The organism is Phaeobacter sp. JH20_29, from assembly GCF_048056175.1.
GTDB classification, from domain to species: Bacteria; Pseudomonadota; Alphaproteobacteria; order Rhodobacterales; family Rhodobacteraceae; genus Phaeobacter; species Phaeobacter bryozoorum.
Genome location: NZ_JAYMWO010000013.1, coordinates 299,137 through 311,735, shown reverse-complemented (window position 1 = coordinate 311,735; position 12,599 = coordinate 299,137). Strand labels below are relative to the sequence as shown.

Sequence of the window (12,599 nt, the reverse complement as noted above, 5' to 3'; positions counted from 1 at the left end):
TATCCCCGCCGGAGGCATGGCCTTTCCATCAGGAAAGGCCATTTTCATACCGACCTACTCAAAGGCCTTCAGGCGTTTGAACAGGCTGGAGGTGTCCCAGCGGCCGCCGCCCAATTTCTGGACATCCTTGTAGAACTGATCGACCAGCGCCGTAACCGGCAGGCTCGCGCCGGTTTCCTCCGCCGCATCCAGACAAATGCCCAGATCCTTGCGCATCCAATCGACCGCAAACCCATGCTCGAAGTGATCGTCCAGCATGGTCTCATGCCGATTGACCATCTGCCAGCTGCCTGCCGCGCCCTGGCTGATCACTTCCACCACAGCCCGACCATCCAGCCCCGCCTTCTCGGCGAAATGCAGCGCCTCGCTCAGCCCCTGAACCAGCCCGGCGATGGCAATCTGGTTGCACATCTTGGTCATCTGGCCAGCGCCGCTGTCGCCGATCCGGCGGCAGATCCGCGCATAGGCGCCGATGATCGGCTCTGCCTTGTCATAGGCGGCCTGATCGCCGCCGCACATGACCGAGAGCACGCCATTCTCCGCCCCCGCCTGTCCGCCGGAGATCGGCGCATCGACAAAAGCCAGATCCAGATCCGCCGCAGCGCCATATAAGTCGCGCGTGACCTTCGCCGATACGGTGGTGTGATCGACAAAGATCGCCCCCGCGTCCATGCCGCCAAAGGCACCGTCATCGCCCAAGCAGACGCTGCGCAGATCATCGTCATTGCCAACGCAGGCCATCACGAACTCAGCCCCTGCCGCGGCCGCACGCGGCGTTGCGGCGGCGCGGCCACCATGTTCCTTGGCCCAAGCCTCTGCCTTGGCCGCAGTGCGATTATACACTGTGACCTCGTGACCGGCGGCCACCAGATGACCGGCCATCGGATAGCCCATCACTCCCAAACCCAAGAATGCAATCTTCGCCATCTGCTTTCCCCCTGATGCGTCTTGTCCTATGTTGGCGCCACCCTAGCAGCCGCGCCGCCCGGTGCAATCTGCGAGGGCGACAATCTGCGCCATAACCGGGCCAATAACGCCAAAAACCTGAGGAAACGCACCACCGATGGGACTTCTCTTTCGCTGGCTCCTGCGCCTTGCCGCCGCTTTGATTCTGCTTCTGGTGATGGGGCTTGGTCTGGTCTATTTCCTCGCCGCGCAATCCCTGCCCGACTACGACAAGGAGATCACCCTGCCCGGCCTCCTCGCACCGGTGGAGATCGTGCGTGACAATGCCAATGTGCCGCATATTTTCGGCAGCTATGGCGCCAGCGATGAAGATGTCTATTTCGGTCTCGGCTATGCCCATGCGCAGGATCGCCTGTGGCAGATGACCACCCTGCGCCGCACCGCCATGGGCCGCCTGTCGGAGATCTTTGGCAGCCGCACCGTACAGGTCGACACGCTGATCCGGCGGCTGGACATCTACCGGCTGGCGCAGCAGTCGGTCGCCGCGCAGACGCCTGAGACGATGACCGCCCTGCGCGCCTATTCCGCAGGGGTCAATGCCCGGCTGCAAGAGATCAACGAGGATGCGCTGGGGCGCGGCGCACCTGAGATGTTCCTGTTCAATGTGCCCATGGCGCCCTGGCAGCCCGCCGACAGTATCGCGGTTATGAAACTGATGGGCCTCAAGCTATCAGGGCACATGCAGGAGGAAATCCTACGCGCCCGTACCTCTCTGGCGCTGCCGGATCCCAGCCGACTGAAGGACATCCTGCCCGATGCCCCCGGCAATGGCGTGGCGGCCCTGCCGGAATATGCCGCGCTGTTTCCCCAGCTGCCCCGTCATGCCAGCACCATCACCGATGGCAGCCAGACGCTGCCCTTCATGCCGATTGCGCCGCGCGGGCTGGCCGGCGCCTCCAACGCCTGGGCTGCGGCACCCAGCCGGTCGGCGGCGGGCGGTTCGCTGCTGGCCAATGATCCGCATCTGGAGCTGACGGCACCCGGTCTGTGGTATCTGGCGCGGCTGGAACTCGGCACCGGCGGTGTCATCGGCGCCACCATTCCCGGCATTCCCGCTGTGATCTCCGGCCGCTCGGACTTGCTCGGCTGGGGGGTGACCTCCTCTTATATGGATGATCAGGATCTGTTCATCGAACAGCTGAACCCGGACAATCCCGAGGAATACAAGACCGCCGACGGCTTCAAGCGGTTCACCAGCCGCCCTTCGATCATCAATATCAAGGATGAGACGCCGGTCACCCTGACCCTGCGCTGGACCGACAATGGCCCGGTGCTGCCCCGCTCGCTGTTCGATCTTGCGTCGATCACACCGCCCGGTCATGTGGTCAGCCTCGGCTGGACCGGCCTTAGTGCGCAAGACACCTCGATGAGCGCCGCACTCGAGCTGATGCGGGCCAATACGGTCGCAGAGGCGATCGAAATCGGCGAAGGCTATTTCGCCCCCTCGCAGAACCTGACCCTTGCCGACAGGACCACGGTCGCGCTCAAAACCGTGGGCGCCATACCGCAGCGCGACGCACGGCACCAAAGCCAGGGCCGGATGCCGAGCCAGGGCTGGCGCCCCGAGAACCAGTGGCAGGGCCGCGCACCCTATGCCGCCAACCCGGAATTTGTCTCGCCCATCGGCGGCATTCTCGGCAATACCAACAACAAGCTACTGGACCGCCCCTTCCCCAACCATGTGTCCTACACCTGGGGGGATACCCAGCGGATCAACCGCTGGAAAAAGCTGATGCAGGACCGCCAGGTCCATACCCGTGACAGCTTTATCGAGGCACAGCTCGACACCGTGTCCTATACCGCGCGCACCCTGCTGCCGCTGATTGGTGCCGATCTGTGGTTCACGGGAGAGGCCGCCCCCGAGGGTACCCGCGAACGTCAGCGCCAGATCGCCCTGACCCTGCTGTCAGAGTGGAACGGTGAGATGAACGAACATCTGCCGGAACCGCTGATCTATGCCGCCTGGGTTCGGGCTTTGCAGAAACGCCTGATCACCGACGATCTCGGCCCGCTGGCTGCTGAGTTCACGCAGGTCGACCCGCTGTTCCTTGAACGGGTCTTCCGCGATGTCGAAGGCGCCTCGGTCTGGTGCGATATCCGCCAAAGCGCACCTACAGAGAGCTGCACCGAATTGGCCCGCCTGGCCCTTGATGATGCACTGATCTGGATCGAAGAAACCTATGGGACCGCATTGGAATCCTTGCGCTGGGGCGATGCCCATCAGGCCACCCAGAACCACGAAGTGCTGGGCGAGGTGCCCCTGCTGCGGGTTTTTGTAAACATCCGTCAGTCCACCAGCGGCGGCGACAACACGCTGCAACGCGGGCTCACCTCCGGCAAAGGCGAGCACCCGTTCAGCAACGTTCACGCCGCCGGCTATCGGGGGGTCTATGATTTTGCCGATCCTGACAGCTCCGTTTTCATCACCGCCACCGGCCAATCCGGCCATTTCCTGTCGCGGCACTACGACGACATGTCCCAGCTCTGGCGGCGCGGCGAATATATCCCGATGTCACTGGACGAGGATTTGGCCCGGGCAGCAGCCGTTGGTATCACCCGGCTGATCCCCGCGGCCCCCGCGGAATGAGGCGGGCGATCCGGCGCCCGTAGCTAAACGTATCTGTTTCAAAACAAAATACCCCGCAACCGGTCCGGTTGCGGGGTATTTTCTAGACGAACTGCGCGATCTGATCAGAGCGCCGCGAAGCGATTCTTCTGTGTCTCGGTCCACAGAACAGTCAGTTCAAACCCGGTATCGGTCTGGGTTTCGCTTTGCACAACATCCTGTTCAAACAACCAGGCACGCTGCTTTCCTTGCGCAAATGTCAGGGTGATATCATCCTCATGCCGGATCAGCCGCAGCTTGTCGGTGATATCCGCCAACAGCCCATCCAGCCCCTCGCCGGTGATCGCAGAGATGGCATGAATGCCATCTTCACGCTCAGCGCGCTGGCGGCGGGCCTCGGCCTCTTCCTCATCCAGAAGATCAAGCTTGTTCCAGACCTCAATCCGCGCACGGCTGTCATCAACCCCGAGCGAGGTCAGAATGCTCTCGACATCCGCCGCCTGGTTCTGGGTCTCGTCATGGCTGATATCGCGTACATGCACGACCACATCGGCGGCCAGCACCTCTTCCAGCGTTGCCCGGAACGCAGCAACAAGCTCGGTCGGCAGATCAGAAATAAACCCAACCGTATCCGACAGGATGATTTCCGGCCCATCCGGCAGCTCAACCCGGCGCATGGTCGGATCCAGCGTTGCAAAAAGCATGTCCTTTGCCATCACCTCGGCACCGGTCAGCCGGTTGAAAAGCGTCGATTTTCCGGCGTTGGTATAGCCCACCAGCGCCACAATCGGATAGGGAATCTTGGCCCGTGCTGCGCGATGCAGCGTCCGGGTTTTCACCACCTTGTCCAACTGCCGACGAAGCCGAACGAGCTGCTCGTCAATGGCGCGCCTGTCGGCCTCGATCTGGGTTTCGCCGGGTCCGCCGACAAATCCCAATCCGCCACGCTGCCGCTCCAGGTGGGTCCAGGCCCGCACCAGTCGCGTGCGCTGATAGCTGAGTGCCGCCATTTCAACCTGCAACACCCCCTCACGGGTGCGCGCCCGGTCCGAGAAGATCTCGAGGATCAGCCCGGTCCGGTCAAGGATTTTGACCTTCCAGGCCTTCTCAAGATTGCGCTGCTGAACCGGCGACACCGGGCCGTCGATCAGGACCAGCTCCACCTCTTCGGCCTGGAACATCGCCTTCAGCTCTTCGATTTTCCCGGATCCAAACAGCATCCCCGCATGCGCCTTTGGCAGGCGCACGACGTCCGATCCGATCACCTCGATGTCGGGCAGAGCCTCGGCCAATGACACGCCCTCAGCAAGGGCGGACACCGCATCGCGGCGATCGCGGTCTGATTTGATATCGGGATGCACCACCCAGGCACGGGTGGGCGTCCGGTCATGCTCCATCAAGAGGCGTCTTCACCTTCATACAGGCTGATCGGCTGGGCAGGCATGATCGTCGAGATGGCGTGTTTGTAAACCAGTTGCGACTGCCCGTCCCGACGCAGCAGGACACAGAAATTGTCAAACCATGTGATCACACCCTGCAACTTTACGCCGTTGATCAGAAAGATGGTGACCGGAACCTTGGTTTTACGAACGTGGTTCAGGAAGGCATCCTGAAGATTCTGTCTGTCCGAAGCCATTATTATTATCTCGCCTTTGTTCTTGTCGCGCTGCGGACCAGCGCCCCGTTAATGAATACTATGAACGCAGATAGTCGGAGTTTCCACCCGAAAATTACTCATATGACGTCCACGGTAACCATGATTGATCAGCTGCGCCAGAGGTTTGGTGTCATAAGGGCAATGATCGCCAATGTTTCCAGCCGTCCCAACACCATGGCAAAGCACAGGATCAGTTTTGCGCTGGCTGTCAGATGGATCAGTGCGATGGGTTCGGATCCTGCGACCTCGGTCAGCGGGCCGGTTGTGGACAGGGTCGCAATGGTCAGGATCAGCGCCTGTTCGAAATCCGAACCAACTGCGGCCAGGCTGATGCTGATCACCGCCAGTGACAGCGCAAACAGCATGAAGAACACCCAGGCAACAAAAGCCCCGTTGCGTTGCAGTCGCCGATTGCCCTTGCCCTCGTTGCTGACGGAGGACGGATGCACCAGCCGTTCCATCTCGCGCAAGCCGTTCAGATAAAGCGCATAGACCCGCAGCAGTTTCACCCCGCCTGCCGTGGTGGCGACGCCGCCGCCGATCACCGCAAGCCCCAGTAGGATCATGCCCGGCGTATCCAGCCCCGACCATTGGCGGGCGGTTTCCCAGTCGGCGCTCTCGAACCCGGTGGTCGACAGGAACGACAGCACGGTAAAAGTTGCCCCCCACCATGAGTGCAGCCCCTGCATCAGATCACTGGTGGTTGCGACATCAAAACTGGCGATCCAATGGCGCAGGAACAACAGCAGAGGCACGCCAAAGACGATCAGCAGGCCGATGCGGAACTCCGGGTCGCGATCCAACCGGCTATGGCCGCTGGTCACCGTATCGGTCGAAAACGTCAGCCGAGACAGGGCAAAGAACATGAACAGGAACATCACCATTTCCCCGGCGATGCCACTGGCGCCATTTTCCACCCCGCCCACCGCCGAGATCCCGGAGGTGGCCAGCACCGACATCGCATGTCCCAGCGCAACAAGGGCGGTCTCGCCCGTGATGATCAACAGGATCCACAGAACCAGCGTCAGCCCGGCATAGAGCGGCGCCAGGGTTTTGGTCACCACCACCAGTTTGCGACGTGGATCAGCCCGCTGCATATGGAGCGGCGTCTCGGTGCCGCGTCCCGGCTCCCCCCGCGCGGTCACCTCAAATCCCCCCAGCGACAGCGGCGCCAGAATGGCCGAGGCCGCAACCCACATCAGCAGCCCACCCAGCCAGCCCACCATGGCCCGCCACAGATGCACGCTCGGCGGCAGGCGGTTGGGATCGGCAAATACATCCGCCCCGGTGGTGGTGATCGCGCTGACCATATCGAAATAGGCGTTGAGATAGCTGGTGTTGCCCAGGGCATCCTGTACCGGAACCGCCAGGAATGCGGGCAACACGGCAAAGCTCGCAAGCAGCGAGGTGAGCTGCCCCGGCATGCTGTACCGCGGCATCCGGTTGCCCATCGACAGCCCGACCAGCACAACCAGCATCAATCCCAGCACACCGGAATAGAAGAAACTGCGCGAGGTCTGGTGATCATCCAGGATCAGCGCGTGAACGGCAGGCACCCACATCGCCAGCGCGGCCACCATCAGGATCAGCAGAAAGAGCGGCAGACGCAGCAGGCCGCCTGTCTTTTCCATCGGCTGTTTGCGATGACGCGCCATGTTAGAAGAAGTCAATCGAGACCTGCATCAGGCGCTCAACCTCCGGCACATCCGCAGCCATGGCAAAGAGCGCGATCACATCGCCCTCCTCGATCCGCATTCCACCGGTCGGCCGCATCACCTTACCGTTCTTGCTAACGGCGCCGACCAGTACCCCTTCGGGGAACGCGATGTCGCGGATCATCTGCCCAGCCATGGGAGAGGTCGACATCACCTCGGCCTCGATCACCTCGGCCTCGGCATCGCCGATGGAATAGACCTGTCGCACCCGGCCATAGCGGATGTGGCGCAGGATCGAGCTCACCGTTGTGGCCCGCGGATTGATATAGGCGTCGATCCCCAGCGGCGCCATCAGCGGCACCAGCGTCGGATCGTTGATCAGTGCAATCGCCAGCGGGCAGCCTTCGGCCTTGGCCCGCACAGCGGCCAGCATATTGACCTTGTCGTCATCGGTGACCGCCAGCATGGCGTCGGCCCGGTCGATCCCCGCCTCGATCATCAGGCTGCGATCCAGACCATCGCCGTTCAGCACGATGGTTCGCTCCAGCGTCTCGGCGGCGCGTTCGGCACATTTGCGGTTGCGCTCAATCATCTTGGCACGGGTGCGCCCAGTCCGGGCCTCCAGCGCCTTGGCCACCTCAAGCCCGACATTGCCGCCGCCAACGATCACCACGCGATCCTGGCGTTTCTGTTGTTTGCCAAACACTTCGATCGTGCGGCTCACGTCATCAACATGGGCAAACACATAGGCGCTGTCCCCCACAAACAGCTGATCCCCCGGCTCTGGCGCAAACAGGGTGCCATCGCGGCGAATGCCCACAACGATGGCCCGCAGCGTCGAAAACAGATCCGTCAGCTGTCGCAGCGGCGTGTTGACCACCGGACAGTCCTCGTCAATCTGAACCCCCAGCAGCTGCGCTTTGCCGTCCATGAACATCTCTGTATCAAAGGCGGCAGGCGCCGAAAGACGCTGCATCGCCGCCGCTGCCACCTCGCGCTCGGGGCTGATCACCACATCAATCGGCAGGTGGTCGCGGCGGTAGAGATCCGAATAAATCGCTTCGAGATAGCTTTTTGAGCGCAGTCGCGCGATCTTGCGCTGGATCGAAAAGACCGAATGAGCCACCTGGCAGGTGACCATATTGACCTCATCCGAATGTGTGGCCGCAATGATCATGTCTGCGTCACGGGCACCGGCGCGGGTCAGCACGTCCGGGTAGGAGGCAAAGCCGGCAATCCCCTGCACATCCAGCGTATCCGTCGCGCGGCGCACCAGATCGGGATTGTTGTCCACCACGGTCACGTCATTGTGCTCCCCCGACAGGTGCCGGGCGATTTGCCAGCCGACCTGACCTGCGCCACAGATAATAACCTTCATGTGCTTGTTCCTCAGGGCGCTGCTGCGCGAAATCGCGCGTTTTGAATGACAGAAGCCGCCGGAACGGTCAATTCAATTGTCTTACCGCCCGTTCTGGCGCACAATCAAAGGATGTCCATAAGAAATCATATGCTTGCCGCACTGCTGGTGACATCAGCGCTGGCGGCCTGTGGCCCGGTTCCGGTCTATTACCGCGCCGGTGCGGATGTAGCCCGGCGCGATGCGGATCTCCTCGCCTGCGAGGTCAGCGCCCTGCGCGACGCCCCGGTGGCCACCCAGATCCGCCAGCACCCGCCGATCTTTCGCCCCGGTGGCGAGGTTTGCCGCAACGGGCGTTGCTATCACCGGGCCGGCTATTGGGAGGATGGCGGCATCTATACCGTGGACGTAAACGCCGATCTGCGCCAGCGGGTCGAGCGGTCCTGCATGGCCGCGAAGGGCTACGAAAACATCGCCGTAAAACGCTGCCCGCAGTCGGTGGCGGATGCCGTCGGGGCGCGGCGCGCCGCAACCCTACCTCAACTCAGCCAGACCTCCTGTGCGATCGAACGCCGTGGTCAGTCGCCACAGATTGTGGCGACGACGCCCTAAGGCTCAACCACGGCGTACCGAGCTTTCAGTCAGGAAACCCTGACAACCCACTGATAAGCAGGGGATATGGCCTGAATCAGACCATATCCTCTTCGGTTTCCTTCTCAACATGCGCGATCCGCGCGCCTGCCTTGTTCGAGGTGACAACCCCCAGCGATTTCAGTTTGCGGTGCAAGGCGGAGCGTTCCATCCCGACAAAAGACGCGGTGCGGCTGATATTGCCGCCAAAGCGGTTGATCTGGGTCAGCAGATATTCGCGTTCAAACGCCTCGCGGGCCTCCCGCAGCGGCAGGGTCGCCAGCGCCCCGGAAAGCACAACCCGGCTCTGGTCATCAACCGCTTCTTCATCGCGGGGCAGATCCTTTGGCTCAATCGGACCGCTGCTTTCGCCAAGGATCAGAACCCGTTCCACCATGTTCTTCAACTGCCGCACATTGCCCGGCCACAGCATGGTCTGCATCAGGGCAATGGCATCCTCGCTAAGCTTGCGCAGCGGCAGGCCCTGGCTCTGGTTGAAATGCGCGATGAAATGATCCGCCAGCAGCGGAATATCCTCGCGCCGGTCGGCCAGCGAGGGCACCGGGATCGGCACCACATTCAGGCGGTGATAGAGCTCCTGACGGAAGCGATCCGCCTCAATCTCGCGCTCCAAGTCCTTGTTTGTTGAGGAAATAACCCGCAGGTCAACGCGTACCTTATCGGCCCCGCCAACCCGCTGGAACTGCTGATCCACCAGCACCCGCAGGATCTTTGACTGGGTCCCAAGCGGCATATCCGCCACCTCGTCAAAGAAGATCACGCCACCATGTGCCTGTTCCAGCAGCCCCGGCTCAACCCCGCGCTCGGCGCTTTCCCGACCAAACAGCACCTCTTCCATACGGTCCGGCTCGATACTGGCGCAGTTCACCGTCACAAAGGGGGCCGAGGCGCGATTGGACTGCGTGTGAATATAGCGCGCTGCAATCTCCTTGCCGCTGCCCGCAGGCCCCGTCAGCATCACCCGGCCGTTGGACTTTGTCACCTTGTCCAACTGGCCAATCAGCGCACGATAGGCCGCGGAGGCCCCGATCATCTCGCTCACGCCGGCATCCTGACGCTTCAGATCGGAGTTTTCGCGGCGCAGCTTCGAAGCCTCCATCGCGCGGCGAATAACCACCAGCAACTGGTCGATATTAAAAGGTTTTTCGATGAAATCATACGCGCCCTGCTTGATCGCAGCGACGGCAATTTCAATATTTCCATGGCCGGAAATAATCACCACGGGGATTTCCGGGTTGTCGCGTTTCACCACCTTCAGGATGTCGATCCCATCCATCTGGCTGTCCTTCAGCCAGATATCGAGGATCAGGAGCGCCGGCGGCTCGGCGTTGAGCGCGGCCATGCATTCCTCAGAGCTGCCGGCCTTGCGCGTTGCATAGCCTTCATCCTCAAGGATATCGGAAACCAGCTCACGGATGTCGCGTTCGTCGTCAACAATCAGAATGTCACTCATGTCAGACCTGCTTTCACTGTACTCTTATTGGGGGCTGCCGCCTCATGTGCGGCAGGCAGGCGGATCACGGCCATGGCGCCATAATGGGCCTGACCTTCGAACACCGGTGCGTCTTCCAGCACCAGCGTTCCGCCGTGTTCTTCGATGATCTTCTTGACGATCGGCAGGCCGAGGCCGGTGCCTTCGTCACGGGTGGTCACATAGGGTTCAAACAAACGGGCACGGTCTTCTGGCAGACCGATGCCATTGTCGGCGATGGTGACCTCATAGCCGGTTTTCGTCGAGGTGACGGCAATGCGAATTTCCGGATCCAGATCCGGCACGCTGCCTTTTTGCTTCAGGGTTTCAACGGCTTCGCCCGCGTTCTTGATCAGATTGGTCAAGGCCTGGCCGATCATGGTTGCATCCAGATCGGCAAGCATCGGTTCGGTGGGCAGATCGGCGGTGATGCGCAGATCAGGCTGGCCTGCCCGTTGCAGGGTCACCGCATCGCGCAACAGCTTCACCAGATCCTCTTCGCGGCGCTCCGGCTCCGGCATCCGTGCGAATTTTGAAAACTCGTCAACAATGCGGCGCAAGTCATTGGTCTGGCGCACAATCACATCTGTCATGGATTGCAGGAGATCGCTGTTCTCCTCACCCAGCTTGGGCGCGAATTTGCGCTTGATACGCTCGGCACTCAGCTGGATCGGGGTCAGCGGGTTCTTGATCTCATGGGCAATCCGACGGGCCACATCGCCCCATGCCGCCATCCGCTGGGCGCTGACCAGGTCGGTGACATCGTCAAAGGCAACCACATAGCCCTCAAGCCGCCCCTCCTCGCTGCGCCGTGGCGACATCCGCACCAGCAGGTTCTCCAGCTGCCCCTGGCGCGTCACCTTGACCTCATCCTGAACCACATCGGCGCCGGTTTCGCTCAACTCCACAAACAGCGGCCCAAACTCCGGCACGGCCACAGCCAATGCCAGCGACTGACGATCGCCATTCCAATCCAGCAGGCGCTCGGCGGAGCGGTTCACAAAGGTCACCCGCCCCTCAGGGTCCAGCCCGACCACACCCGAGGTCACCGACATCAGCACGGAATCAAACAACCGGCGGCGGCGTTCGATCTGGCGGGTGTTCTCAAGCAGCGTGTCGCGCTGCTCGCGCAGCTCCAAAGTCATCTGGTTGAAATAGCGCCCCAGCTGCGAAATCTCGTCATCGCCGTCGTCTTCGGGCACCTGCACGTTGAGATTGCCCGCCCCGACCCGGCGCGCGGCAATCGTCAGCCGTCCGACAGGCCGCGACAGCCGTTCGGCAAACCACATGCCCAGCCACATCGCCGCAAGGATCAGGATCACCGCAAACCCGAGGTACAACAGCACAAAGTCAAACAGAACCCGCCCGCGTTCGCTCTCCAGCTGCTGGTAGAGATGCGCGGTTTCCTTGGTGTCATCCAGGAGGCTCAGCAACTCACCGTCCACATCACGGCTGACATACAGGAAGCGGTCGACAAACGCATCCAGCCGCACCAGCGCCCGCAGTTCGCTGTTTTCCCAGTCCTGGATCAGCGTAACCCCGTTAAACGACGCCTTGCTGATGTCAGTGGCGCGCGGCTCTTCAAAGTCAAACTCATAGGAGCGTTCGCCACGGGCCCGGATGGCCCCGGCGCCATCCACCACATAAGCCTCCTGAAGGCCGCGTTGGATCTGCAATTGCCCCTGTGTCAGCACCTGGCGCAGCTGCCCGTCGCTGATGAAGAAATTGCGGTTCCGGCTGTTGTCGATATAGCGCGCCAGCGCCACCGCATCCTCCGACAGGTCGCGCTGCTGCTGCTCCTGATAGGCCTCAGCGGCGGCAAGCGAACTTCCCACGACCTGACGGACCCGGTCCGAAAACCAGCCCTCAAGGCCCACGTTCACGGTCAGCCCGGCAAACAGCGCCACGATCACGGTGGGCGTCAGCGCCAGAAAGGCGAAGGCCCCGATCAGCCGCAGATGCAGCCGGGAACCCGCGGATTTGGCCCGTCGGGCTGCGATCAACCGCCCAACCTGCGTCAGGACCAGTGCCGCGACAGCCAGCACATAGATCAGATCAGCCAGCAGGATCAGCCGCAGCGACAGCGAGGCGACCCCTTGCGAGAACGGGCCGATGATCAGAAATGTCGAGAGCGCCAGCACAGGCCCCAGAACAACCAGCCCAAGCGCGCCGACATTGCGTGCCCTGCGGGTTCTGCGCCAGCGGTCAAGGGCCGCAAATGGCCCGTATGCCGAGCGAAGATGTGACCTCTGCGCCACGTACCGTCCCCATCCTGA

Annotated in this window: 9 protein-coding genes; 2 read left to right on the top strand and 7 right to left on the bottom strand. The window is 61.9% G+C overall.

Annotated features, from left to right (window positions below):
• Nucleotides 1–54: 54 nt before the first annotated feature.
• Nucleotides 55–927 (bottom strand): NAD(P)-dependent oxidoreductase, encoded by an 873-nt coding sequence (locus VWZ85_RS11230; protein WP_416553169.1) that lies wholly within the window; start codon nt 925–927, stop codon nt 55–57.
• A 136-nt stretch (nt 928–1,063) separates the two neighbouring features.
• Here VWZ85_RS11230 and VWZ85_RS11225 point away from each other — a divergent pair, with 136 nt between their 5' ends.
• Entirely contained in the window at nt 1,064–3,553 is a 2,490-nt protein-coding gene (locus VWZ85_RS11225; RefSeq protein ID WP_416588298.1) for a penicillin acylase family protein, read from the top strand.
• 104 nt (nt 3,554–3,657) lie between these two features.
• Here the strand turns inward: VWZ85_RS11225 and hflX are convergent, their stop codons facing one another.
• The 4 genes from hflX to trkA form a co-directional block, all read right to left on the bottom strand.
• Nucleotides 3,658–4,929 carry a GTPase HflX gene (gene hflX / locus VWZ85_RS11220; protein WP_416588296.1) on the bottom strand — a complete coding sequence of 424 codons (1,272 nt, stop codon included), beginning with the start codon at nt 4,927–4,929 and terminating at the stop codon, nt 3,658–3,660.
• Nucleotides 4,929–5,168 carry an RNA chaperone Hfq gene (gene hfq, locus VWZ85_RS11215; RefSeq protein WP_008204623.1) on the bottom strand — a complete coding sequence of 80 codons (240 nt, stop codon included), beginning with the start codon at nt 5,166–5,168 and terminating at the stop codon, nt 4,929–4,931. The genes hflX and hfq overlap by 1 nt, the downstream gene beginning before the upstream one ends.
• Nucleotides 5,169–5,296: 128 nt before the next feature.
• Nucleotides 5,297–6,844, bottom strand: a complete 1,548-nt coding sequence (locus VWZ85_RS11210) for a TrkH family potassium uptake protein (RefSeq protein ID WP_340546316.1) — start codon at nt 6,842–6,844, stop codon at nt 5,297–5,299.
• A gap of 1 nt (nt 6,845) precedes the next feature.
• The gene (gene trkA / locus VWZ85_RS11205) at nt 6,846–8,222 is read right to left on the bottom strand and encodes a Trk system potassium transporter TrkA (protein ID WP_340545497.1); all 1,377 of its coding nucleotides are present in this window, start codon (nt 8,220–8,222) and stop codon (nt 6,846–6,848) included.
• A gap of 129 nt (nt 8,223–8,351) precedes the next feature.
• Between trkA and VWZ85_RS11200 the strand changes: the two genes are divergently transcribed.
• A complete protein-coding gene (locus tag VWZ85_RS11200; protein ID WP_374015281.1) occupies nt 8,352–8,813 on the top strand; it encodes a hypothetical protein in 462 nt (153 codons plus the stop codon).
• Between the two features lie 76 nt (nt 8,814–8,889).
• Here the strand turns inward: VWZ85_RS11200 and VWZ85_RS11195 are convergent, their stop codons facing one another.
• Both VWZ85_RS11195 and VWZ85_RS11190 read right to left on the bottom strand, forming a co-directional pair.
• On the bottom strand, nt 8,890–10,305 hold the full coding sequence (locus VWZ85_RS11195; protein ID WP_416544336.1) for a sigma-54-dependent transcriptional regulator: 1,416 nt from the start codon (nt 10,303–10,305) through the stop codon (nt 8,890–8,892).
• Nucleotides 10,302–12,581 carry an ATP-binding protein gene (locus tag VWZ85_RS11190; protein WP_416588293.1) on the bottom strand — a complete coding sequence of 760 codons (2,280 nt, stop codon included), beginning with the start codon at nt 12,579–12,581 and terminating at the stop codon, nt 10,302–10,304. The genes VWZ85_RS11195 and VWZ85_RS11190 overlap by 4 nt, the downstream gene beginning before the upstream one ends.
• Nucleotides 12,582–12,599 lie beyond the last annotated feature (18 nt).